Origin of the sequence: Leclercia sp. LSNIH1 (assembly GCF_002902985.1) — a bacterium.
Lineage (GTDB): Bacteria > Pseudomonadota > Gammaproteobacteria > Enterobacterales > Enterobacteriaceae > Enterobacter.
The window spans coordinates 1208534-1233475 of record NZ_CP026167.1 but is presented as its reverse complement, the minus strand read 5'-3'; the positions used below and the strand labels follow the sequence as shown (position 1 = coordinate 1233475).

Annotated in this window: 23 protein-coding genes; 6 read left to right on the top strand and 17 right to left on the bottom strand. The window is 57.0% G+C overall.

Going from position 1 to position 24942, the window contains the following annotated elements; genetic code table 11:
* Positions 1–117 precede the first annotated feature (117 nt).
* The 3 genes from tyrB to dnaB form a co-directional block, all read right to left on the bottom strand.
* Positions 118–1311, bottom strand: coding sequence for an aromatic amino acid transaminase (tyrB, locus tag C2U54_RS06230; RefSeq protein WP_103177853.1), 1194 nt, complete (start codon positions 1309–1311; stop codon positions 118–120).
* A gap of 328 nt (positions 1312–1639) precedes the next feature.
* Positions 1640–2719 (bottom strand): alanine racemase, encoded by a 1080-nt coding sequence (gene alr / locus C2U54_RS06225; protein ID WP_103177852.1) that lies wholly within the window; start codon positions 2717–2719, stop codon positions 1640–1642.
* 31 nt (positions 2720–2750) lie between these two features.
* Positions 2751–4163, bottom strand: coding sequence for a replicative DNA helicase (gene dnaB, locus C2U54_RS06220; protein WP_103177851.1), 1413 nt, complete (start codon positions 4161–4163; stop codon positions 2751–2753).
* 71 nt (positions 4164–4234) lie between these two features.
* Here dnaB and C2U54_RS06215 point away from each other — a divergent pair, with 71 nt between their 5' ends.
* Entirely contained in the window at positions 4235–5218 is a 984-nt protein-coding gene (locus C2U54_RS06215) for a quinone oxidoreductase (protein ID WP_103177850.1), read from the top strand.
* Between the two features lie 187 nt (positions 5219–5405).
* Here C2U54_RS06215 and pspG read toward each other — a convergent pair whose 3' ends face one another.
* From pspG to C2U54_RS06195, 4 genes are all read right to left on the bottom strand, one after another.
* Positions 5406–5648: an envelope stress response protein PspG gene (gene pspG / locus C2U54_RS06210; protein ID WP_039031939.1), complete on the bottom strand. Its 243-nt coding sequence runs from the start codon at positions 5646–5648 to the stop codon at positions 5406–5408.
* A gap of 141 nt (positions 5649–5789) precedes the next feature.
* The gene (dusA, locus tag C2U54_RS06205) at positions 5790–6785 is read right to left on the bottom strand and encodes a tRNA dihydrouridine(20/20a) synthase DusA (protein ID WP_103177849.1); all 996 of its coding nucleotides are present in this window, start codon (positions 6783–6785) and stop codon (positions 5790–5792) included.
* Between the two features lie 80 nt (positions 6786–6865).
* Positions 6866–8176 carry a conjugal transfer protein TraF gene (locus tag C2U54_RS06200; RefSeq protein WP_103177848.1) on the bottom strand — a complete coding sequence of 437 codons (1311 nt, stop codon included), beginning with the start codon at positions 8174–8176 and terminating at the stop codon, positions 6866–6868.
* Between the two features lie 164 nt (positions 8177–8340).
* Positions 8341–8829: a cupin domain-containing protein gene (locus C2U54_RS06195; RefSeq protein ID WP_103177847.1), complete on the bottom strand. Its 489-nt coding sequence runs from the start codon at positions 8827–8829 to the stop codon at positions 8341–8343.
* A 112-nt stretch (positions 8830–8941) separates the two neighbouring features.
* Between C2U54_RS06195 and zur the strand changes: the two genes are divergently transcribed.
* Positions 8942–9457: a zinc uptake transcriptional repressor Zur gene (zur, locus tag C2U54_RS06190; RefSeq protein WP_039031935.1), complete on the top strand. Its 516-nt coding sequence runs from the start codon at positions 8942–8944 to the stop codon at positions 9455–9457.
* Positions 9458–9525: 68 nt separating this feature from the next.
* Here zur and C2U54_RS06185 read toward each other — a convergent pair whose 3' ends face one another.
* The 4 genes from C2U54_RS06185 to C2U54_RS06170 all read right to left on the bottom strand — a co-directional run bounded on the left by C2U54_RS06185 (position 9526) and on the right by C2U54_RS06170 (position 12346).
* Positions 9526–9735 (bottom strand): CsbD family protein, encoded by a 210-nt coding sequence (locus C2U54_RS06185; protein WP_103177846.1) that lies wholly within the window; start codon positions 9733–9735, stop codon positions 9526–9528.
* A gap of 141 nt (positions 9736–9876) precedes the next feature.
* Positions 9877–11196 carry an MATE family efflux transporter DinF gene (gene dinF, locus C2U54_RS06180; RefSeq protein WP_103177845.1) on the bottom strand — a complete coding sequence of 440 codons (1320 nt, stop codon included), beginning with the start codon at positions 11194–11196 and terminating at the stop codon, positions 9877–9879.
* Between the two features lie 63 nt (positions 11197–11259).
* Positions 11260–11868, bottom strand: a complete 609-nt coding sequence (gene lexA / locus C2U54_RS06175) for a transcriptional repressor LexA (protein WP_103177844.1) — start codon at positions 11866–11868, stop codon at positions 11260–11262.
* Between the two features lie 109 nt (positions 11869–11977).
* Positions 11978–12346: a diacylglycerol kinase gene (locus tag C2U54_RS06170; protein WP_103177843.1), complete on the bottom strand. Its 369-nt coding sequence runs from the start codon at positions 12344–12346 to the stop codon at positions 11978–11980.
* A 155-nt stretch (positions 12347–12501) separates the two neighbouring features.
* On the opposite strand from C2U54_RS06170, the gene plsB reads away from it, so the two are divergent.
* Positions 12502–14922 carry a glycerol-3-phosphate 1-O-acyltransferase PlsB gene (gene plsB, locus C2U54_RS06165; protein WP_103177842.1) on the top strand — a complete coding sequence of 807 codons (2421 nt, stop codon included), beginning with the start codon at positions 12502–12504 and terminating at the stop codon, positions 14920–14922.
* A gap of 87 nt (positions 14923–15009) precedes the next feature.
* Here plsB and ubiA read toward each other — a convergent pair whose 3' ends face one another.
* The 5 genes from ubiA to malK all read right to left on the bottom strand — a co-directional run bounded on the left by ubiA (position 15010) and on the right by malK (position 20136).
* A complete protein-coding gene (gene ubiA / locus C2U54_RS06160) occupies positions 15010–15879 on the bottom strand; it encodes a 4-hydroxybenzoate octaprenyltransferase (protein WP_103177841.1) in 870 nt (289 codons plus the stop codon).
* A gap of 12 nt (positions 15880–15891) precedes the next feature.
* Positions 15892–16389, bottom strand: coding sequence for a chorismate lyase (gene ubiC / locus C2U54_RS06155; protein WP_103177840.1), 498 nt, complete (start codon positions 16387–16389; stop codon positions 15892–15894).
* A gap of 182 nt (positions 16390–16571) precedes the next feature.
* Positions 16572–17534, bottom strand: coding sequence for a maltose operon protein MalM (gene malM / locus C2U54_RS06150; RefSeq protein WP_103177839.1), 963 nt, complete (start codon positions 17532–17534; stop codon positions 16572–16574).
* Positions 17535–17647: 113 nt separating this feature from the next.
* Complete coding sequence (locus C2U54_RS06145) at positions 17648–18955, bottom strand: maltoporin (RefSeq protein ID WP_103181013.1); 1308 nt, start codon at positions 18953–18955, stop codon at positions 17648–17650.
* A 71-nt stretch (positions 18956–19026) separates the two neighbouring features.
* Complete coding sequence (gene malK, locus C2U54_RS06140) at positions 19027–20136, bottom strand: maltose/maltodextrin ABC transporter ATP-binding protein MalK (protein ID WP_103177838.1); 1110 nt, start codon at positions 20134–20136, stop codon at positions 19027–19029.
* Positions 20137–20506: 370 nt separating this feature from the next.
* On the opposite strand from malK, the gene malE reads away from it, so the two are divergent.
* From malE to malG, 3 genes are all read left to right on the top strand, one after another.
* Complete coding sequence (gene malE, locus C2U54_RS06130) at positions 20507–21697, top strand: maltose/maltodextrin ABC transporter substrate-binding protein MalE (RefSeq protein WP_139156313.1); 1191 nt, start codon at positions 20507–20509, stop codon at positions 21695–21697.
* Between the two features lie 117 nt (positions 21698–21814).
* Positions 21815–23359: a maltose ABC transporter permease MalF gene (malF, locus tag C2U54_RS06125; protein WP_103177836.1), complete on the top strand. Its 1545-nt coding sequence runs from the start codon at positions 21815–21817 to the stop codon at positions 23357–23359.
* Positions 23360–23373: 14 nt separating this feature from the next.
* On the top strand, positions 23374–24264 hold the full coding sequence (gene malG / locus C2U54_RS06120) for a maltose ABC transporter permease MalG (protein WP_032615951.1): 891 nt from the start codon (positions 23374–23376) through the stop codon (positions 24262–24264).
* Between the two features lie 94 nt (positions 24265–24358).
* Here malG and psiE read toward each other — a convergent pair whose 3' ends face one another.
* Entirely contained in the window at positions 24359–24769 is a 411-nt protein-coding gene (gene psiE / locus C2U54_RS06115; RefSeq protein WP_103177835.1) for a phosphate-starvation-inducible protein PsiE, read from the bottom strand.
* Positions 24770–24942 lie beyond the last annotated feature (173 nt).

Genomic DNA, 24942 nt, shown 5'->3' with positions numbered 1-24942 from the left:
GGAGGGGAAGGAAAGGAGAATTTCTCTCTCTGTCGCAATAGAAAGAGGGATATCACAAAGCGCGGCTGTACTTCTTAACGACCCCCTTCGCTAAAGAAGGAAGTCGTGAGTAAGTGCTTACATTACAGCGGCAAAGGCCTTCGCCACACGCTGAACGTTGCCGCTATTCAGGCCTGCAACGCACATGCGTCCACTGGCAATCAGATAGACGCCGAACTCGTCGCGCAGGCGGTCCACCTGCTGTGCGCTAAAGCCGGTATAGCTGAACATGCCGCGCTGCTGTAGCAGGTAGTCGAAGTTGTGCCCCGGAACGGCATCCTTCAGCACATCCACCAGCGTCTGACGCATGGCGAGAATGCGGGTACGCATCGCTTCCACCTCTGCCAGCCACTCGGCTTTGAGTTCGTCATCGCCGAGCACGGTCGCCACCACCTGCGCCCCGAAGTTTGGTGGGCTGGAGTAGATACGACGCACGGTCGCCTTCAGCTGGCCCAGCACGCGCCCGGCGGCGTCCTGATCTTCGCAGACCACAGACAGACCGCCGACACGTTCGCCATACAGCGAGAAGATTTTGGAGAAGGAGTTGCTGACCAGCGCCGGCAGACCTGCGCTGGCAATGGCGCGGATGGCGTAAGCATCCTCTTCCATCCCGGCGCCAAAGCCCTGGTAGGCGATGTCGAGGAACGGGATCAGGTTGCGGGCTTTCAGCACCTCGATAACCGCATCCCACTGCGCATTCGTCAGATCGGCACCGGTCGGGTTATGGCAGCACGGATGCAGCAGCACGATGCTGCGTTCCGGCAGGGTGCTCAGTTTTTCCAGCAAGGCGCCAACGCGTACGCCGTTAGTCTGGTCGTCGAACCACGGATAGGTATTCACCGTGAAGCCCGCGCCTTCAAAGATGGCGACATGATTTTCCCAGGTCGGATCGCTCACCCAGACACCCGACTCCGGAAAATATTTGTGCAGGAAGTCGGCGCCGACCTTCAGCGCGCCTGACCCGCCCAGCGTCTGGATGGTTGCAACACGCTTCTGTGCCAGCACCGGATGGTCTGCGCCAAACAGCAGTGGGGCGATGGTGTGACGGTAGCTGTTGAGTCCTTCCATCGGCAGATAGAGCGACGCACCGTGTGGCGTGGCGTTCAGACGCGCTTCGGCTTTGGCAACGGCCTGCAGCTGCGGGATGATGCCCGCTTCGTTGTAGTAAAGACCGATACTGAGGTTAACTTTATCGCCACGCGGATCGTCTTTGAAACGCTCCATTAAGGAGAGGATAGGGTCGCCAGCATAGGCGTCGACTTTCTGGAACACGCGATGGTTCTCCGGATAATAATGAGGCAGGGAATTCAACAATAAACCGGAAGTGGAAGAAGATCGAGAGGATGTTAATGAAGATGGGGTATGGTCGACACGTTGCGTGGCACTTCATAAAAAACAGGCACAGTCGGCTTCTTCAACCTGAGGATGAGGGGGAACCTGCGACTCAGGTGGTGGTTCCGTTCACCTTACGTTCCTTGCTTCTCTGATACATCTGAACCGGTGAACGTGCCAGGGTGGCTCAATCGCCACCACCCTGGCGACCTGGGCTACCGGCAAGAAAATTACTGGCGCTCTCTCATCCCTACAAGCAAAGTCACGCTCAATCCAGGTACCGCATCGCCAGGCGCGACGTCAGTCGCGTGATAAGTTCGTAAGCACTTACTTTCGTGATTTCCGCGATCCGTTCCACGGGCAAACCTTCACCCCACAGCGTCACCGGATCGCCCGCTTTCTCCAGGGCCTCTGGCCCGAGGTCGACGCAGATCATATCCATCGCCACGCGGCCAGCGATGGTCACTTCCCGGCCATTCACCAGCACTGGCGTCCCGGATGGCGCCGCGCGCGGATAGCCGTCGCCGTAGCCCATCGCCACCACGCCTAAACGGGTGTCGCGCTCGCTGATCCAGGTCCCGCCGTAGCCCACCGGCTCCCCGGCTTTGTGCTCGCGCACCGCAATCAGGCTGGAGGTGAGCGACATTACTGGCTGAAAACCGAGGTCCGGCCCCCAGGGCTTACCCTCCAGCGGCGAGACGCCGTACAGGATTATGCCTGGACGTGCCCAGTCGAAATGAGACTGCGGCCAGAGCAAAATACCGCCGGATGCCGCAATCGAGCGCATGCCCGGCTTGCCTTCGCAGAAGGTGTTGAAGATATCGAGCTGCTGCTCGGTGGCACCACAGTCAGGCTCATCGGCGCGGGCAAAATGGCTGACGATATTGACCGGCTGACGTACATTCCTGCACTGGCTTAAGCGCTGGTAAAACGCCTCCGCCTGCTCCGGGCGCACGCCCAGACGGTGCATGCCGGTGTCGAGCTTCATCCAAACGGTGACGGGCTCGCTGAGCACCGTGTTTTCCAGCGCTTCGAGCTGCTCAAGATTGTGTACGGCGGTATGCAGCCGTTGCGTGGCGATAGTCGGGAGATCGGCGGCGTTAAAGAAGCCTTCGAGCAGCAGAATCGGCTGGGTGATCCCCCCTTCGCGCAGACGCAGGGCTTCTTCGAGACGGGCGACGCCAAAGGCGTCGGCATCAGGGAGCGTTCGCGCGGTCTCAATAAGACCGTGTCCGTAAGCGTTCGCTTTCACGACTGCAACGAGCTTGCTGGCGGGCGCCAGTTCACGCAGGCGTTGCAGGTTGTGTCGCAGAGCGCGGCGGTTAATGACAACTGTTGCCGCTTGCATTGCAAATCCTTGTTAAAAGAAGGTCGGAGAGTTATTCGTCATCGTATTGCGGGCCAGCATAGTTGTCGAAACGCGACCACTGGCCGTTAAAGGTAAGCCGCACCGTACCGATGGGGCCGTTACGCTGCTTACCGATAATAATTTCCGCGATCCCTTTCAGGTCGCTGTTCTCGTGATAAACCTCGTCACGATAGATGAACATGATTAAGTCAGCATCCTGCTCGATAGAGCCGGATTCACGCAGGTCGGAGTTAACAGGACGTTTGTCGGCACGCTGCTCCAGGGAGCGGTTAAGCTGCGACAGCGCAACCACTGGCACCTGCAACTCTTTCGCCAGCGCTTTCAGCGAGCGGGAGATTTCGGCGATCTCAAGCGTTCGGTTATCAGAGAGCGACGGGACGCGCATCAGCTGGAGGTAGTCGATCATGATCAGGCCAATGCCGCCGTGCTCGCGGGCGATACGGCGCGCACGGGAGCGCACTTCCGTTGGCGTCAGGCCGGAGGAGTCATCAATATAGATATTACGTTTTTCCAGCAGAATACCCATGGTGCCGGAGATCCGCGCCCAGTCCTCATCGTCCAGTTGCCCGGTACGAATCCGGGTCTGGTCCACGCGGGACAGCGAGGCCAGAGAACGCATCATGATCTGCTCGGAGGGCATCTCCAGACTGAAGATTAACACCGGTTTATCCTGCAACATCGCCGCGTTTTCGACGAGGTTCATCGCAAAGGTCGTCTTACCCATCGACGGACGGGCGGCGACGATAATCAGATCCGACGGCTGCAAACCGGCGGTCTTTTTATTCAGATCGTCATAGCCCGTGTTAACGCCCGTCACCCCATCGTGCGGCTGCTGGAACAGCTGCTCAATACGCGACACGGTGGCATCAAGCACGTCGGCGATGTTCTTCGGCCCTTCGTCTTTATTGGCCCGGCTTTCGGCAATTTTAAAGACCCGGGATTCGGCCAGGTCGAGCAGTTCATCACTGTTACGCCCCTGCGGATCGAAACCAGCTTCGGCGATTTCGTTGGCAACGGAAATCATGTCGCGTACCACCGCACGTTCACGCACGATGTCCGCATAGGCGCTGATGTTCGCCGCGCTTGGGGTGTTTTTTGACAGTTCAGCCAGATAAGCGAAGCCGCCTACCGACTCCAACTGCCCCTGACGCTCCAGCGATTCCGCGAGCGTGATCAGGTCGATAGGGCTGCCTGACTCCTGCAACCGCGCCATTTCGGTAAAGATATGGCGGTGCGGGCGGGTGTAGAAATCGTCAGTGACCACGCGCTCGGCGACATCGTCCCAGCGTTCGTTATCCAGCATTAAACCGCCCAACACCGACTGTTCCGCTTCGATCGAGTGAGGCGGGACCTTTAATCCGGCTAACTGGGGATCGCGTTCCCGGGGTTCAGTCTGTTTGTTGAAGGGTTTGTTTCCTGCCATAGTGAATGGAGTTACCGAGATAGAGAGTGGGTCGAAAGATTACCATATTTTCTAATTCTAATGGAGGGAGCATGGCAACGCGTATTGAATTTCATAAACACGGCGGCCCGGACGTTCTCAGGGCGGTAGAGTTCACTCCCACCGCGCCTGGGGAGAACGAAGTCCAGGTCGAAAACAAAGCCATTGGTATTAACTACATCGACACCTACATCCGCAGCGGGCTCTATCCGCCCCCTGCTCTGCCGAGCGGTCTGGGTACCGAGGCGGCGGGCGTGGTGGTGAAAGTCGGTAGTGCGGTAAAACATATTAAAGAGGGCGATCGCGTGGTGTATGCGCAATCGGCTCTCGGCGCCTACAGCTCGGTCCATAACGTCCCGGCAGATAAAGCAGCGATTCTGCCCGGCGCCATCTCCTATGAGCAGGCAGCCGCCTCCTTCCTGAAGGGGCTGACGGTCTTCTACCTGTTGCGCAAAACCTACGAAATCAAACCTGACGAACAGTTTCTGTTCCACGCTGCCGCCGGCGGTGTGGGCCTGATCGCCTGCCAGTGGGCAAAAGCGCTGGGGGCTAAACTCATCGGCACGGTGGGTAATGCGCAAAAGGCGCAGCGCGCGCTACAGGCGGGTGCCTGGCAGGTGATTAACTACCGTGAAGAGAGCATTGTTGAGCGGGTGAAAGAGATCACCGGCGGCAAGAAGGTGCGTGTGGTGTATGACTCGGTGGGGAAAGACACCTGGGAAGCCTCGCTGGACTGCCTGCAACGTCGCGGCTTGATGGTCAGCTTCGGCAATGCTTCCGGCCCGGTGACCGGCGTTAACCTCGGCATTCTTAACCAGAAGGGGTCGCTGTTTGCCACCCGTCCTTCGCTGCAGGGCTATATCACCAACCATGACGAACTGGTCGAGGCCAGCAACGAGCTGTTCTCGTTGATTGCCAGCGGGGTCATTAAGGTGGATGTGGCCGAGGCGCAGAAGTATCCGCTGAGTGATGCGCAACGCGCGCATGAAGCGCTGGAGAGCCGGGCGACGCAGGGATCGAGTTTGCTTATCCCTTGATAAAAAATTGGGCTTCCCTTGGGAAGCCCTTTCTTGCTTTGCTTTTTTTTAGTTCGGCTGTATGTAGGGTACAGCGCGATGAATTCTTTAACGGCGGTCATAGTGACAGATTCGATAACTAAATCCTATTCTGTTCTAAGTGATGATGCCGTAAAAGTTGCAAGGATGTGACGAACCGCTCAATACCTTAGTAACGAAAACGGTTATTGCGCTGATAGCGTGGAAGTTTTGGCGATTTAATCGCCCGTATTGCCCACACCACCGCCACGGCTAACAGCAACCACGGCAACAGTTTCAACATCAGGGCAAACAGTCCCCCGATAAACATCACCACTGTCGCAACCACCAGTGCGGCGATGATCCCCAGCAACGAGACGCCGGTTGCCAGCAGCATGACAAAAAATCCAATCACAAAAAGTAGTTCCAGCATGGCTCTCTCCCAAATGCATCACAACGATACGCTGATGTGATAGTTACAAGATCCGTGCCACAAATAACCTCTTGATAATGAAACCAAACGCCCGGCAATGCGGTGCCGGGCGTGGTGAATTTGACGAAGTATTGGTGAAAATTATCGTTTGTCTGCCACCAGACGCAGCGCCTGCTCCAGCACCTCGATATCGGCACCCGCTTTATGGGCGTTTTCACTCAGGTAACGGCGCCACTGGCGCGCCCCCGGAATACCCTGGAACAGCCCCAGCATATGACGGGTGATGTGGCCCAGATAGGTGCCGTTGCTCAGCTCGCGCTCAATGTAAGGGTACATCGCCCGCACCACCGCCACCGGGTCACGATCGGCAACGTCCACACCAAAGATTTCGCGATCTACCGCCGCCAGCACGCCCGGGTTCTGGTACGCCTCACGGCCCACCATAACGCCGTCCATATGCTGCAGATGCCCTTTCGCCTCTTCAAGGGACTTGATGCCGCCGTTAATGGACATGGTCAGCTGAGGGAAATCGCGCTTTAGCTGATACACGCGCGGGTAATCCAGCGGCGGGATCTCACGGTTCTCTTTCGGGCTCAGGCCAGAGAGCCAGGCTTTGCGGGCATGGATGATAAACATCTCGCACTCCCCCTTGCCAGCCACCGTACCGATGAAATCACAGAGAAATTCGTAGCTATCCTGATCGTCGATGCCGATGCGGGTTTTTACCGTCACCGGAATGGAGACCACGTCGCGCATCGCTTTCACGCAGTCGGCCACCAGCTGCGCATTACCCATCAGGCAGGCGCCAAACATGCCGTTCTGCACGCGATCGGAAGGGCAGCCGACGTTGAGGTTAATCTCGTCGTAGCCACGCGCCTCAGCCAGCTTCGCGCAGTGCGCCAGCGCCGCCGGATCGCTGCCGCCCAGCTGCAACGCCACCGGATGCTCCTCTTCGCTGTAGGCGAGATAGTCACCCTTGCCGTGAATGATCGCCCCGGTGGTCACCATCTCGGTATAGAGCAGGGTGTGGCGCGACAGCAGACGCAGGAAGTAGCGGCAATGTCTGTCTGTCCAGTCGAGCATCGGCGCGATGGAAAAACGGTGGGCAGGATAGCGGGACGAGTTTTCTGACGACATGGCGAAGTTTTAAGCATCTGGTGAAAATGGGGCGCTACTATAGCACATATTCGCCGGAGGCCGAGCGCCTCCGGATGCCTTCAGAAGGTCAGGCTCAACTGGGCCCCGGCCCCCCAGGTTTCATCTTCCCCGTAAATACCGGTCAAATCGATATGCACGGTATTAAACGGCGCAAAGCCTAACCCGCCCGTGAAGACGTTGCTGTCGGTGCCCCTCACGTCACCGCGAAAGCCTGCGCGTACCGCCAGCCAGCTCAGCGGGGTCACTTCTGCCCCCACGCCGACATACTGCGCGTTTTCTTCACTCTTAAAGCCGCGGGTTTCGGTCAGATCGCCATCGGCGCTGAGGGTAAGCAGGCCGGTATGCCAGGCGACACCCGCCGTTACCAGGGGGCGGATCTGGTATGTGTCCTGATAGCTCACCACCTGCCCGGTACGCCCGTTGAGAATGCGGATGTCATTGGTATCAATATCACGTGATAAGAGGTTCTGCCCGCTCAGGCCCACCGTCCAGTTCTCACCAAAGTCCACCGCCACGCCGACATCGACGTTAAAACTGGTATCGTCGTTACGGTAGCGGCTGCTGTTAAAGTCGCCGCTGTCGTAGGTATAAATGGAGGTGGTGTAGTTATAGAGCCAGGTTTGCTGCAGTTTCGGCGTGACGCCCACCGAAACCGGCAGGTCGCTTACCGTAAACTGACGGGCAATCGCCACGCCATAATCGGAGACGATGGCCCCTCTGCCCATGGCAACAGAGTTAAGATTGCGGGTAATCACGTCGCTGCCGTTGCGCGCCGCGCTCAGCGCCATCTGGTTGGTCATTCCCGGGCTACCCTGCAATCGGCGTAAAAAATCGATGTCCTGAGGATCGATTTCTGAGCTGACGCGGGCATGGGCATTAGCTTTGGCGACAAACGCCAGCGACAGGCCGGAACCCGGGATGCTCACGGCTATCCCGCCGCCGGCGTTGGCATGCGCCGTTTTGCCATCAAGAAATTCCAGCTGATCGGCAAGGCTGCCGGCGGCTCTCTGCAGCTCACTAAGCGTGCCTTGCGGATCGGCGGCGATCTGCGCCACGGTCAGATCGTCGATCATCTGCCGATCGTCGGTGATCTCATCGCTGATTTCATCGATCTTATCCTGCAAATTGTCTTTATCGCTAATTTGCGCTCCCACGGAGGGGAAAATGACGGTGACATCATCTTCCTCTTTTGATTTTGCCAACAGCGCCGGGTTAATTAACACCCCGCTGCCATAATGGGCCGATGCAACGCCTGTTCCGCCCATTGCATCGCCGCGTGCTTCCGTCCAGGTATTTGTGGCTCCAGCCTGATGAGACAAAAGAATACCGATGGCAATTCCCGCCACAGAAAGTTTGAGTTTTATTTTCACAGGACACCTGACTTATTTTGGGTAAATTAACCCCGGCGGCTATACGCCGCGCAGGGAAATACGTCCTCTGTGAAAAAAGTATTAGAAGCTAAATATGTCTTAAACTTTAGTATTAGATAAGCTATTGATTTCCTTATTGCTTTAAATAGGTATAGAACAAGAATTTATTTTCGCCCGGGTTTTCCATCATGCGGACCAAAAAATTGTGGCGGGTGATCGATCCAGAGATCTTCACGGGTGGCGGCATATACTGCATTTAGCGGATAATAAATTCGGTTATATTTTTTATTGGCTTCGCCCACCACTAATAACCGCACTTCTTCAGTGGTGTTATTAATAAAGGTGTGGCAAACCCCCGTCCCGGCCGGAAATCCTACGCTGTCCCCCGGCTCCAGCTTCCATAAATACCCGTTGATCCAGGCTTCGGGATAACCCTCCAGCACAAAGATAAACTCCTCTTCATCGCTTTCGGCATGTGGATAGGAGGTACGACGCCCAGGCGGCAGACGTTCATGGTGAATACCGAGGCGGCCTAAGCCAAGCGCTCGAGCCAGGGGCGCGCCAATGGAGAAACGCTCTGTGCTATCGGGATAGGTTGAATTGTCGGCCCCTTCTACCTCACGCCAGTGTCGAATACAGTCCGGTCTTTTCATCTTTTGGTCCCCCGTGGTTTTTCGTCAGGGTAGCACACCTGCTGGATCTCGGCGTTTAGGCCAGAACATGGTAAACTGGCGGTTTGTTATTCCACGTTATTCGAGGTGCAAAATGGAAACGACCACAATGCAGGCACTGTTAGCGCAAGCCGAAAAGCTCTGTGCGCAACGCAATGTGCGCCTGACTCCGCAGCGCCTTGAAGTGTTGCGCCTGCTGAGCCTGCAAAACGGGGCCATCAGCGCTTACGACCTGCTCGATCTGCTGCGCGAAAGCGAGCCGCAGGCGAAGCCCCCTACCGTATACCGGGCGCTCGATTTTCTGCTTGAGCAGGGTTTTGTGCATAAAGTGGAATCGACCAACAGCTATGTGCTGTGCCACCTTTTCGATCAGCCTACCCACACCTCAGCGATGTTTATTTGCGATCGCTGCGGCAGCGTGAAGGAAGAAGGCGCGGAAGGGGTGGAAGACATCATGCATACTCTGGCGGCGAAGATGGGATTTGCCCTGCGTCACAACGTGATTGAAGCGCACGGTCTGTGCCGCAACTGCGTAGAAGTCGAGGCCTGCCGCCATCAGGAAAATTGCCAGCATGACCACTCTATCCAGCTGAAAAAGAAGCCGCGCTGAGCATAAAAAAAGGGGCGACCTGAAGGTCGCCCTGGGCGTACATCCGTGTACCTGCGGGTAGAGCTGAATTACCAGCGATAGTTGTTACGGGTTTCCCAGTCACCAACTTCTTTCTCCGCCTGGTCTTTCTCATAACCATAGCGTTCCTGAATTTTCCCCACCAGCTGGTCACGTTTACCTTCGATAACGGTCATGTCATCGTCAGTCAGGTCGCCCCACTGTTCTTTTACTTTACCTTTGATCTGCTTCCAGTTACCGCCGACTTGGTCTTTATTCATCATCGATTCCTCTTCGCTCGGTCGTTAAGGATAAGTTCGTCCTGAAATAGATTTCGTGCTGGACGTGATAATAATTATAGATAAGCGTGCGGCGTTGGGTTTGTTATTCGGAATCTTTTACCATTCAGTAAGGTGAAGCCGTTATTGAAACCAGGTGCCGTTGCGCCAGTGCCGGCGCCAGATCCAGCCCAGAGAGAGCCCCCGCAGCGCCAGGAAAACGCTCAGGGCCAGCCACAGGCCGTGATTACCCAGCCAGGGCAAGGTGAACAGCGTCAGACCAAACCCGGCGGCCGCGACGGCCATACTGTTGCGCATCTCTGCGCCACGGGTTGCGCCGATAAACATGCCGTCGAGCAAATAGCACCAGACCCCCACCACCGGCAAAATCACCTGCCAGACAAGATAATGGCTCGCCAGCGCGCGCAGCTCTGGCAGCGAAGTCAGCAGCGCCACGATCGGGTTACCCGCCAGGGCATAGACAAGCGCGAAGGCCAGCGCCACCATGCCAGACTGACGGCAGGCTGCCCGCCATACTTCGCGCAGCTGGCCGCTTTCCCGGGCGCCATAGGCCTGCCCGGAGTGCGCTTCAACCGCATAGGCAAAACCATCCAGCGCGTAGGCGGTAAAGGTGAGTAGCGTCATCAGCACGGCGTTAACGGCGATAATCTCCGGCCCCAAACGCGCGCCCAGCACCGTCAGCGCGCCGAAACAGAGTTGCAGCAGCAGCGAGCGCAGCATAATGTCCCGGTTCAGGGCCAGCAGCTTGCGGATATTGCCGCGCCAGCTCGCTTTCAGCAGCGCCAGGGAAATGCCGCGCAGAGCCAGCACCCGCCAGACCATCCACAAGCCAAGCAACAGGGTGGCATATTCGGCGACAGCGGTCGCCAGGGCGGCCCCCTGCACGTTCATTTTCAGCCCGATCACCAGCCATAGATCCAGCACGATATTGAGCAGATTACCCACCACCAGCAGGATCACCGGTGCCCGGGCATACTGCACCCCCAGCAGCCAGCCGAGCAGCACCAGATTAGCCAGCGATGCCGGGGCGCTGAGCCAGCGGATCTCAAGGAAGCGCCGCGCCTGATGCAGGACATCCTCGCTGCCACCCACGATATGTAGCGCCAGATCGATAAGCGGTGTGCGCAGCAGCACAATCAGCAGACCGGCGCCGAGCGCGAGGATCAGCGGCTGCACCAGCGCCCGGGCCAGACGCAGCGGATCTTTCGCGCCATAGGCCTGAGCGGTGAGACCGGTGGTGCTCATACGCAAAAAGAGCAGCAGCATAAACAGGAAACTGGTTGCCGTGGCGCCGATGGCGACACCGCCCAGATAGACCGGAGAGTCGAGATGGCCGATAACGGCGGTATCCACCAGCCCCAGCAGCGGGACGCTGATATTGGAGACGATCATCGGGAGGGCAAGACGCCACAACGCCTTGTCTGAAGCAGTCAGCAGAGACATGTGTATGACCGGGAGAAAAAAGAAAAGCAGACTGCGGGGTTGCCGCAGTCTGTCAGAAAGAGGTTATAACCATTCACCGTTGCGGATGACGCCTACCGCCAGCCCTTCGATGGAAAAGTTATGTTCACGCAGATCGACAACAATCGGGGAAAACTCGCTGTTTTCCGGCAGCAGCTGTACCGTGTTGCCCTGTTTTTTCAGACGCTTAACGGTCACTTCATCATCTATGCGCGCCACAACGACCTGGCCGTTGCGCACATCCTTCGTTTTATGTACCGCCAGCAGATCGCCGTCGAGAATGCCGATATCCTTCATGGACATCCCGCTGACGCGCAGCAAGAAGTCCGCGCTCGGTTTGAACATGCCCGGATCGACCTGATAGTGGCCTTCAATATGCTGTTGCGCCAGCAGCGGTTCCCCGGCGGCGACACGACCGACAAGCGGAAGGCCCTCTTCTGCTTCAACGAGCAGACGAATACCACGAGACGCGCCGGAGACAATCTCAAGCACACCCTTACGCGCCAGGGCTTTAAGGTGCTCTTCAGCGGCGTTTGGAGAACGGAAGCCCAGACGCTGCGCGATTTCTGCACGCGTCGGCGGCATACCCGTCTGGCCGATATGATCCCGAATGAGATCAAACACCTCTTGCTGCCTGGTCGTTAACGCTTTCATTCCGCCCCCTGGGTGTATATACAGTTATGCTGTGAGTATATACAGCTAAAGGCGATTTTGGAACCACAAACCGCATAAAAAACCAGAGACTTGTTCGGTTTCTGAAGGCTTATCGCAAATGCCCCCAAAGCAGCGTGACCCAGGTAAACAGAGCAACGATAATCGCCATCAGCACAGCGGCAGAGCCCATATCTTTCGCCCGGCCCGAAAGCTCATGGAAGTCGCTGCCAATGCGGTCGACCACCGCCTCGATCGCACTGTTCAGAATTTCGACTATCATCACCAACATTACCGATCCAATCAGGAGTACGCGGGTGATGGGATCAACATCCAGCCAGCAGGCAATAATAATCGCCGCGATGACTGCTACCCCCTCCTGGCGAAAAGCGGCTTCATTGATCCAGGCAGCACGAATGCCTTTCCAGGAATAGCCGGCAGCTTTAATGATTCGGGTTAACCCAGTGGTATTGTTGGCCATTAAAAGAAACCTTTCTTCGAAAATAGCGTCAGAAACGGTGGCTTAAGCGCGCTGCGCTGCCGCCGGAAGTATGACGGGTAACAACAGAAATTTTGCGCGCTTTCTGTTATCCTTGCGCCGCAATTGCATTTTTAACCAGAGGCTTTACATCGTTTATGTCTGGCTGGCCACGAATTTACTACAAATTACTTAATTTACCATTAAGCGTCCTGGTAAAAAGCAAGTCTATTCCGGCGGTTCCCACGCTGGAATTGGGACTCGATACCTCGCGTCCTATTATGTACGTTTTGCCTTACAACTCGAAGGCCGACTTGCTGACGCTCCGCGCCCAATGCCTGGCGCACGATCTCCCGGATCCGCTGGAGCCGCTGGAGATCGACGGCACCCAACTGCCACGCTACATCTTTATCCACGGCGGACCTCGCGTATTCACCTGGTACACGCCGAAAGAAGAGTCCATTAAGCTGTTCCATGATTACCTCGACCTGCACCGCAGCAACCCGCTGCTGGATGTGCAGATGGTGCCGGTATCGGTGATGTTTGGCCGTCGTCCGGGGCGCGATAAAGGCGAAGAGAATCCGCCGTTGCGCATGCTCAACGGGGTGCAGAAGTTTTTCGCCGTCAACTGGCTGGGCCGCGACAGCTTTGTCCGTTTTTCACCTTCCGTCTCCCTGCGCCGCATGGCCGATGAGCACGGCACGGATAAAACCATCGCCCAGAAGCTGGCCCGCGTGGCGCGTATGCACTTTGCCCGCCAGCGTCTTGCCGCGGTAGGCCCGCGCCTGCCTGCTCGCCAGGATCTGTTCAATAAGCTGCTGGCGTCGAAAGCCATTGCCCGTGCCGTCGAAGACGAAGCGCGCAGCAAAAAGATCTCCCATGAGAAGGCGCAGCAAAACGCCATCGCCCTGATGGAAGAGATTGCCGCCAACTTCTCCTACGAGATGATCCGCCTCAGCGACCGTATCCTGAGCTTTACCTGGAACCGTCTCTATCAGGGGATTAACGTGCACAACGCCGAGCGTGTGCGCCAGCTGGCCCATGACGGCCATGAAATTGTCTACGTCCCCTGCCACCGCAGCCACATGGACTACCTGCTGCTCTCGTACGTGCTCTATCACCAGGGGCTGGTGCCACCGCACATTGCGGCGGGCATTAACCTCAACTTCTGGCCGGCAGGGCCGATCTTCCGCCGTCTGGGTGCGTTCTTTATTCGCCGTACCTTTAAAGGTAACAAGCTCTACTCCACCGTCTTCCGCGAGTATCTCGGCGAGCTGTTCAGCCGCGGCTATTCCGTTGAGTACTTTGTGGAGGGTGGCCGTTCCCGTACCGGGCGTTTGCTCGATCCGAAGACCGGCACCCTGTCGATGACTATCCAGGCGATGCTGCGCGGCGGTACGCGTCCTATCACCCTGGTGCCAATCTACATCGGTTACGAGCACGTGATGGAAGTGGGCACCTACGCCAAAGAGCTGCGCGGCGCCACCAAAGAGAAAGAGAGCCTGCTGCAGATGCTGCGTGGTTTGAGCAAGCTGCGTAACCTCGGCCAGGGGTATGTTAACTTCGGCGAGCCGATGCCGCTGATGACCTACCTCAACCACCGTGTACCGGAGTGGCGTGAGTCCATCGATCCGATCGAAGCGGTGCGTCCGGCCTGGCTGACGCCGACGGTGAACGCCATTGCTGCCGATCTGATGGTACGCATTAACAACGCCGGGGCGGCGAACGCTATGAACCTGTGCTGTACCGCCCTGCTTGCCTCACGCCAGCGCTCGCTTACCCGCGAGCAGTTGACCGAGCAGATCGACTGCTACCTGAACCTGATGCGCAACGTGCCCTACGCCGCCGATGCCACGGTGCCGACGGCCAGCGCCAGCGAGCTCATCGATCACGCATTGCAGATGAACAAGTTCGAGGTCGAGAAAGACACGATCGGCGATATCATCATTCTGCCGCGCGAGCAGGCGGTGCTGATGACCTACTACCGCAATAACATCGCGCATATGCTGATGCTGCCTTCGCTGATGGCCGCCATCGTGACCCAGCATCGCCAGATCAGCCGTCAGGCGCTGCTGGAGCATGTCACCGCTCTCTACCCGATGCTGAAAGCCGAGTTGTTCCTGCGCTGGAACAGCGACGAGCTGGCAGAGGTGCTGGATAAGCATACTGAAGAGCTGGTCCGCCAGGGGCTGATGACGCAGAAAGAGGACGTTCTGGTGATCAACCCGTCCCGCTCACGCACGCTACAGCTGCTGGCGGCGGGTGCGCGCGAGACTGTGCAGCGCTACGCCATCACCTTCTGGCTGCTGAGCGCCAACCCGTCGATCAACCGCGGTACGCTGGAGAAAGAGAGCCGTACTCTGGCCCAGCGTCTGTCGATGCTGCACGGTATCAACGCGCCGGAGTTCTTCGACAAAGCGGTCTTCAGTTCGCTGGTATTGACGCTACGTGATGAGGGTTATATCAGTGACAGCGGTGATGCCGAGCCGGAAGAGACGATGAAGGTTTACCAGATGCTGGCAGAGCTGATCACCTCTGACGTGCGCTTAACGATTGAGAGCGCGACGCAGGGCGAATAAAAAACGCCCGGTGGCGCTAACGCTTACCGGGCCTACAGGGTTTGCCAGATTGTAGGCCGGATAAGGCGAAGCCGCCACCCGGCTTTTTTATGCCCAGTAACTCACCGCCAGGCCGAGGAACAATACCAGCCCGACATAGTTGTTATTGAGAAAGGCTTTAAAACAGGCCTCGCGTTCGCGGTTGGCAATGAGCTTTTGCTGGTAGATAAAGAGCACACCCGCCGCCGCAACCGCCCCGTAAAATGCCCCGTTCAGCTGGTTCAGGTAACCAATTGCCATCATCAGTGCCAACACCGCGACCTGCAAAATCCCAATGATCAGCTTGTCCTGACGACCAAACAGAATGGCCGTCGATTTAATGCCAATCTTCAGATCATCGTCGCGGTCAACCATCGCGTACTGGGTATCGTAGGCCACCGCCCAGAGGATATTGGCCAGGAACATCAGCCAGCAGCTCAGCGGCACACTTTCGCTGACGGCGGCAAAGGCCATGGGGATCGACCAGCCAAAGGCGGCGCCCAGCACCACCTGGGGCAGATGGGTATAGCGCTTCATAAACGGGTAGACCCAGGCCAGGGCCAGCGCTGCCACGGAGAGCAGGATGGTCATGGTGTTGAGGGTCAGCACCAGCAGGAAGGAGAGCAGGACCAGCACCACAAACAGCGTCCGCGCCTCTTTCTCCGTGACATCACCGCTCGGCAGCGGACGATTCGCGGTGCGTTTCACGTGGCCGTCAAATTTGCGATCGGCATAATCGTTAACCACACAGCCCGCGGCTCGCATCAACCAGACACCCGCCACAAATACCGCCAGGATCCACAGCGGCGGCAGCCCGGGGGTTGCTACCCACAGCGCCCACAGGGTCGGCCACAGCAGCAGTAGCGCACCGATCGGCTTATCCGTTCGCATCAGGCGGTGGTACGCCAGCAGCTTGTTCTGCGTCAGACTCCACTCCATTTTCTCTTCCTCTTAGTACAACGGTGACGCCGGTAAAAACAGCTCGGTCAGCATTAAGGGTTTACCACTTAAGCGCAAGCGGGAACGGCGTCCCCATAATCCGGCATCGCGTCCAATTTCAATAAAATCGCGGGTCAGCTCGGAGGAGGTGAACAGATAGCGTCCCAGCGGGGTTTTGCCCATCTGCTGCAGCGCCATCTCCGGCCCGGTAAGAGTGGATTCTGGCACCACCGTGCGCCCGGCCAGCCACGGCTCGCCGTCGGCACAGAGCAGGATCTCCCGCAGCCAGTAGCGCGCCTCTTTCGGCAATAATGGCAGCTCATCCACCACCGCGTCAGGCGTGACGAATCCCTCCTGAATGAGGGTAACGGTGACGTTCTTGCCCTGCTGCTCAAAACGTTTAGTCATGGAATCTTCCAGCAGCAGCCAGTCGAGCTGCTCCGGTTCCAGCGCAGGGATTTCGTCAAAATAACGCAGCGCACGCAGGAGCAAAAGCGCGGGGTGTGACATGCCAGTCTCTCCAATACATAACGTAAAGCTATTGTATCGCAGAAACGCCTAATGGGGGCGGGCAAACGTGAGTTAGCGAACATTATCGCAACAGAGATGCAACAGCGGTGTAAATCACAAAAAAAAGTGCGCCCATAGGGGCGCACCAAACTACTGACAAAATCAGCATTGTGGGGAGACGGTCACCCCTTGCCTTTTACACTGCTGATAAAGGTGGAACGGGCAGTGGTCGAGCCTAAACGCTCTGCTTCATCCAGCAGTTTCAGCGCTTTATCGACATCACCTTTTGCGACTGCCTGCTTAATGGACTGATTAAAGTAGGCTTCGGTATCGGTCAGTACCGGCTCGCTCTTCTTCGCCGGGGCCGGGGCAACGACTGGCGCGGCAGCCGGAGCCGCAGCAGGTGCAACCGCTGGCGCAGCATAGACCGGTGCCGCGGTATTGCCTACGGTGACCGGGCCAGGACCGGAGGAGCCAAACAGCGGACCGACCAGCACGCTGGAGGTGCTGTTAGTGGAGACTTTCAGCTTCAGCTGGCCATCCGTCACATGACGGGCAATCGGGTCCGGAATATCCGGTACGGCGTTGCCGGTGCCTTTGGCATAGGCTTTCGCCGGATCGATCAGTTTGGTGGTTTGCTGCAGATCTTTGTCGGTGGTAAAGACCAGGACGTACAGTTTCTGCTGACCCAGGGCTGGCGTCAGGCGCATGACCCCTTCCAGACGATCGGCGCTCATTACGCCCGGCTCCTGGTAGGTGAAGTATTCGCTTGGGAAGTAGGCAGACGGCGTCAGGTTCTGATCCAGAATCAGCACGTTCGGTGCAAATACGCTGGTCTGTTTCTCCACCACGCTTGTCAGCGTCAGGGTGATTTCGCCGATATTAGCCGGCACACTGTACGCCGCCACCGGGCCGGCGATCCCCGCCACGTTTAAGGTCTGGCCGCCGGTAGAAAGTTGGGTGGTCTGGGTTTTGGACTGATCGACAGGCGTCCAGACCAGCTGTTGCAGCGCGGCTGCCGGAACCGCAGGCGCAGCGCTGGTGTTTTGTGGGACGAAATTGACGTTCGCAAGCGTGATGGCAGGAGCTCCTGCCAGCAGACCTGCGGAGAGGCACAGCGCGACGAGACTTTTTTTCATTTTCATTATGTTTACCTCAGATTGCGTTAGCACTGCGGTGGCCAGGCAATAGCGCGCAGCACCCTATGAAGAGAGGGGCTTGCGCCCCTCTTTTAGGTCAATACATCAGGTGTTACGACTTACCACCAGATCTCCATCTGGGCACCGAAGGTCCACTCATCGTTGTCGCCACGGCTGAAGGTTTTCGCGGAGGTGTCGTTGTACGCTACGCCAGAGGTGTAGCCTGCATCGCCATTGTTCGCGTAACCCCATTTCTCATCCCACTTGGCGTAGGTTGCGAAGACGCGGATAGCCGGACGGGACCAGATGCTGTCGCCAGCCTGCCACTGTTGGGCCAGGGTGATTTTGTACTGGCTGTTGGTGTCGTCAGTTTTCTGAGATTTGACGTTGTCGTAGCCCACTTCCAGCAAGGTGGACATGATTGGCGTCCATTTGAACATCGGACGAACACCGACGGTCCACCACTCGGTACCGTTGTTGTTGTCCAGGTCGATGTTCTGGTACATACCGACGTACATCAGATCCCACTGGTCAGCCAGGGTGACAGCACCGTGGTCAAGAACGCGGATCATGGAGCCGTCGTTGTTCAGGCTCGCACCCTGCGGAATACCTTTACCGTTAGAAGTCATGGAGTCTGTTGCGTACTGAACAACAAACTTGTTAAAGCCTTTCAGCATGCTCTGGGTGTGTTCAGCGGTGAACATCCAGCCATCTTTAGAGGCGCCAGGCTGCAGGTAGTAGTCGTCAGGAATGTTGGTGTGACCGTAGTCAACGCCCAGCTCCAGCGTACCGCCTGGGTTGATTTCCATACCGGCTAAACGAACGTCAAAGACATCGTTTGGTACGATATTGTCGTAAATACGGTCGCCATTTGCATCGAAGTCGGCAAATGCAGAAGAGCCGCCGGACTCAGAAGAACGGGTCGCTGCCAGAGAGAGTTTACCGAAGCCCAGATCGATGTTTTCGATACCTGCACCAGGACCGGAGATATCCCAGTAGTAGAAGTCGATCATGTGAACGTCATGACGCTGATAGAAGCGCTTACCGGCCCAGATAGTGGAACCTGGCAGCCATTCAATCAGGTTTTTACCCTGCACGTTAGCTTCGCGGAAGGCCGGGCTGGTTGATTCCCAGTCGTTCTGCTGAGAAACAGAGTAGGCTACGTTGGTGTCGAAGTAGAAGCTCTTGTCGCCCTCTTTCCACACTTCCTGACCCAGTTTCAGTTCGGCATAGGTTTCACATTCGTTACCAAGACGGTATTTGCTCTGTGCACCTGTTGCCTGGAAACACTGTTGTTCGCCACCACTCCCGGTCCAGCCAATGCCAGAACGAGCATAACCTTTGAAGTCTACAGCGCCGGCCTGGGCAGACAGGATGCCTGCCGCAATGGCGAGTGCCAGAGGGACTTTGCGCAGAGTAATCATTATTCTATCTCCTGAGATCATTGCTTTTCTTTGAACACTTCACCTGATGGTTTCGTGCTTATTATTGGGATTGCTTAAACGCCGGGCTCTTGATGCAGCCGACGACATGCGGTGCCATCCTCACGGAACAGATGGCAGCGCTCTGGCGGCAAGCCGATAGCGAATGTGGCACCCTCTTTTACCAACACCACGTCGTTCTGGCGGTAGACCAGGTTCTGACGAATGGCTGGGATCTGGATATGAATCTGTGTTTCGTGACCTAACTGCTCAACCACCTGAACCTCGCCCTCCAGGGTCACATCAGCGATGTGGCTTGGCAGCAGATGTTCAGGACGGATCCCGAGGGACATGTTGGCCCCCACGTTGACGTTTACGCTGTCTACCGGCAGCCACACCTGCTGGCGGTTCGGCAGCTCAACCTGAACCTGATCGATGGCAGTGGCGGTGACTTTTACCGGCAAGAAGTTCATCTTTGGCGAGCCAATAAAGCCCGCAACAAAGCGGTCTGCCGGGTAGTGATAGAGCTCCAGCGGTTTACCCACCTGCGCCACGCGACCGGCATCCAGCACCACAATCTTGTCGGCGAGAGTCATCGCTTCGACCTGATCGTGGGTGACGTAAATCATGGTGCGGCCAAGACGCTTGTGCAGACGGGAAATCTCAATACGCATCTGCACGCGCAGCGCGGCGTCGAGGTTCGACAGCGGCTCATCGAGCAGGAACACGCGCGGCTCTGCCACCAGCGTACGGCCAATCGCCACGCGCTGGCGCTGCCCACCGGACAGGGCCTTCGGCTTACGCTCCAGCAGATGCGCCAGCTGCAACACTTCAGCAACCTGGGTCACGCGCTGGTTGATGGTCTCTTTTTTGGCGCCCGCCAGCTTGAGGCCGAACGACATGTTCTCGGCAACGGAGAGGTGGGGATAAAGCGCATAGGACTGGAAGACCATCCCGACGCCACGCTCCGCAGGCGGAATATCGTTCATGCGGGTATCGCCAATCATCAGATCGCCGCTGGTGATGGTTTCCAGACCGGCAATCATACGCAGCAGCGTGGATTTACCGCAGCCTGACGGGCCAACAAAAACCACGAATTCACCTTCCTGGATATCGAGATTGATATCTTTCGATACCACCACGTCACCCCAGGCTTTCGTTACGTTACGCAGTTCTACGCTCGCCATGCCCTACTCCCTTCGTTACAGCCTGTCATCAACAGAAACATTCAATATGGGCTGACTATGCGGTATCGGGGCGTTTCGCGAATCCTCCACCCCCAGCCTTTTTTATGGGGGAGGAGGCGGGAGGATGAGAGAGTGGACTCCGCCAGCGCCCCCCGGGGGCGGAGGCAAAATTCGTGATGTCACCGGCAAAATTCATCGCTCTTTTGTGTGCGCCAGGACACATAACTGAAATTTATGCAACGCAGATCACATAAAGAGGGGGTGGGGCGTAGGGGCCAGGAGGATGGAAAGAGGATGTCAAATAAGGAGACTGAGCGACGTTGAACCACCTCAATGTATCCACAGCACATCACCAAAAAGGATGGCAGATATGAATATCAAGACTGGCGCACGCGTTTTCGCATTGTCCGCCCTTGCAGCAATGATGATTTCCGCACCTGCGCTCGCCAAAATTGAAGAAGGTAAGCTGGTAATCTGGATTAACGGCGACAAAGGCTATAACGGCCTGGCTGAAGTGGGTAAAAAATTCGAGAAAGATACCGGCATTAAAGTCACCGTTGAACACCCGGACAAGCTGGAAGAGAAATTCCCACAGGTTGCTGCAACCGGCGACGGCCCTGACATTATCTTCTGGGCCCATGACCGTTTCGGCGGCTATGCTCAGTCTGGCCTGCTGGCCGAGATCTCCCCGGATAAAGCCTTCCAGGACAAGCTGTTCCCGTTCACCTGGGACGCCGTGCGCTACAACGGCAAGCTGATCGCTTACCCGGTTGCGGTTGAATCGCTCTCCCTGATCTACAACAAAGACCTCGTACCGAACCCGCCAAAAACCTGGGAAGAGATCCCGGCGCTGGATAAAGAGCTGAAGGCGAAAGGTAAGAGCGCGCTGATGTTCAACCTGCAAGAGCCGTACTTCACCTGGCCGCTGATTGCAGCCGACGGCGGTTATGCGTTCAAGTTTGAAAACGGCAAATACGACGTGAAAGACGTCGGCGTGGACAACGCGGGCGCGAAAGCGGGTCTGACCTTCCTGGTTGACCTGATCAAGAACAAACAGATGAATGCGGATACCGACTACTCCATCGCAGAAGCGGCCTTCAACAAGGGCGAAACCGCGATGACCATCAACGGTCCGTGGGCGTGGTCCAACATCGACAAGAGCAAAATCAACTACGGCGTCGCGGTGCTGCCAACCTTCAAAGGCAAGCCGTCTAAACCGTTCGTTGGCGTGCTGAGTGCCGGTATCAACGCCGCCAGCCCGAACAAAGAGCTGGCGAAAGAGTTCCTCGAAAACTACCTGCTGACCGATCAGGGTCTGGACGAAGTGAACAAGGACAAACCGCTGGGCGCCGTCGCGCTGAAATCCTTCCAGGAGCAGTTGGCGAAAGATCCACGTATCGCCGCCACCATGAGCAACGCCGAGAAGGGCGAAATCATGCCTAACATCCCGCAGATGGCTGCCTTCTGGTACGCCACCCGTACCGCGGTGATCAACGCCGCCAGCGGTCGTCAGACTGTGGATGCTGCGCTGAAAGATGCTCAGGGTCGTATCACTAAGTAAGTAAAAGCGGCGGGTGGCGCTTCGCTTACCCGCCCTACAACTACGGTTCGAGCCGTAGGTCAGGTAAGCGGAGCGCCACCTGACAATAAGTTTTCACAGTTGTAGAGGAAGAACCCCATGGATGTCGTTAAAAAGAAACACTGGTGGCAAAGCGACACGCTGAAATGGTCAGTGATTGGTCTGCTGGGTTTGCTGGTGGGTTACCTTATTGTTTTGATGTACGCCCAGGGGGAGTACCTGTTTGCCGCCATGACGCTGATTTTAAGCTCGGTCGGCCTCTATATTTTTGCTAACCGCAAAGCCTACGCCTGGCGCTATGTCTATCCAGGCGTTGCCGGGATGGGGCTGTTTGTCCTGTTCCCGCTTATTTGCACCATCGCCATCGCTTTCACCAACTACAGCAGCACCAACCAGCTCGCCCAGGAGCGCGCCCAGCAGGTACTGATGGATCGTTCCTATCAGGCCGGTAAGACCTTTAACTTTGGTCTCTATCCCGCAGGTGACGAATGGAAGCTGGCGCTGACCGACGATGCCGCAGGCAAATATTACGTCTCCGACGCCTTTAAATTTGGCGGCGAGCAGAAACTGGCCCTGAAAGAAGCTGATGCCCTGCCGGAAGGGGAACGCGCCAACCTGCGCGTCATCACCCAGAACCGTCAGGCGCTGACCCAGATTACCGCTGAACTGCCGGACGAAAGCAAAGTCATTATGAGCTCGCTGCGCCAGTTCTCCGGCACCCGCCCGCTGTACACGCTGGGCGATGACAGCACGCTCACCAACAACCAGACCGGCGTGAAGTACCGCCCGAATAACGACGTCGGCTTCTACCAGTCCGTGAATGCTGACGGCACCTGGGGCGACGATAAGCTCAGCCCGGGCTATACCGTCACCATCGGCTGGGATAACTTTACCCGCGTCTTTACCGACGAAGGCATTCAGAAACCGTTCTTCGCCATCTTTGTCTGGACCGTGGTCTTCTCGATACTGACCGTGATCCTGACCGTGGCCGTTGGCATGGTGCTGGCCTGCCTGGTTCAGTGGGAAGCCCTGAAAGGCAAAGCGATTTACCGCGTCCTGCTGATCCTGCCCTACGCCGTACCGTCGTTCATTTCGATTCTGATTTTCAAAGGGCTGTTCAACCAGAGCTTTGGTGAAATCAACATGATGCTGAGCAGCCTGTTTGGTATCAAACCGGCGTGGTTCAGCGACCCGACTACCGCCCGCAGCATGATCATCATCGTCAACACCTGGCTCGGCTATCCGTACATGATGATCCTGTGCATGGGGCTGCTGAAGGCGATCCCGGATGACCTGTATGAAGCGTCGGCCATGGACGGAGCCACCCCGTTCCAGAACTTCTTTAAGATTACGCTCCCGCTGCTGATCAAGCCGCTGACGCCGCTGATGATTGCCAGCTTCGCCTTTAACTTTAACAACTTCGTGTTGATTCAGCTGTTGACCAACGGTGGCCCGGACCGTCTCGGCACCACTACGCCAGCCGGTTATACCGACCTGCTCGTGAGCTACACCTACCGCATCGCCTTCGAAGGCGGCGGTGGTCAGGACTTCGGTCTGGCGGCAGCGATTGCCACCCTGATCTTCCTGCTGGTGGGCGCGCTGGCAATCGTGAACCTGAAAGCAACCCGCATGAAGTTTGACTAAGGAGGGTACTGAAAATGGCTATGGTCCAACCCAAATCGCAGAAATTACGTTTACTGATCACCCACCTGGGTCTGCTGATTTTTATCGCGGCAATCATGTTCCCGCTGCTGATGGTTATCGCCATCTCCCTGCGTTCGGGTAACTTCGCCACCGGTAGCCTGATCCCGGAGCAAATCTCCTGGGAGCACTGGAAGTTAGCGTTGGGCTTCAGCGTGGAACATGCTGATGGCCGCGTCACCCCGCCGCCGTTCCCGGTGCTGCTGTGGCTGTGGAACTCGGTGAAAGTCGCCACCATCACCGCGATCGGTATCGTGACGCTCTCCACCACCTGCGCCTACGCCTTTGCCCGTATGCGCTTCAAAGGGAAAGCGACGCTGCTGAAAGGGATGCTGATTTTCCAGATGTTCCCGGCGGTCCTGTCCCTGGTGGCGCTGTACGCCTTGTTTGACCGCCTCGGCCAGTATGTGCCGTTTATCGGTCTGAACACCCACGGTGGGGTGATTTTCGCCTACCTCGGCGGGATCGCGCTGCACGTCTGGACCATCAAAGGCTATTTCGAAACCATCGACAACTCGCTGGAAGAGGCCGCGTCGCTGGATGGCGCCACCCCGTGGCAGGCGTTCCGTCTGGTGCTGCTGCCACTCTCCGTGCCGATTCTGGCGGTGGTCTTTATTCTGTCGTTTATCGCCGCCATCACCGAAGTGCCGGTCGCCTCACTGCTGCTGCGTGATGTGAACAGCTACACCCTGGCGGTAGGGATGCAGCAATACCTCAACCCGCAAAACTATCTGTGGGGCGACTTTGCCGCAGCCGCTGTCCTCTCCGCTATCCCGATCACCGTCGTCTTCCTGCTGGCCCAGCGCTGGCTGGTGAACGGCCTGACCGCGGGAGGCGTGAAAGGTTAAGTTTCATTGTTATTCCACTGCAACCCTCAACTTTGCCTTGATGTCTTGATCCAAACTTGTGACTGTTTTCGGCGGCCCTCGGGCCGCCCTTTTTTTATTCCCGTTTCAGTCGCTTCGAGTTGCACAGCCAGAGGGTAACCACCAGCAGCAGGATAGCCGCCGAGTAGAGCAGCACGTCGAGGGGCGATTTATGATCGACGATGATCAGTCGCACAATCGCGGTGATACCAATGTAGACAAAGTAGCGCAGCGGGAAGTGAAAGCTAGACTGAAAGTACTTGACGATCAGGGCGATAAATTCGAAGTAGAGAAAGTAAACCACCAGCCCTTCAACCAGCTCGTATTTGCTGGTTTGCTCAGGGGCGAAAAGCACATCAGCCAGATGCACCGTCTCTTTACCGAGGAAGACGACCAGGATCAGGCCAAGGCTCAGCAGACCCAGGTTCAGCACGGTCTGCAGAATGGTTGAGATAAACTCAACACGCGGGCGAGTCAGGGATGTCATACAGCACCTCATTCTCCGGGACGAGATTCCTGTATAACGCAAAAATGTGACGGGGATCTATATTTTTTGTTTATATTTTGTGCAGATCTGCCGGGCGGCACTCCGTTTGCCCGGCCTACGGGGGTTTTGTAGGCCCGGTAAGCGTAGCGCCACCGGGCAGACAGACCGCAGCA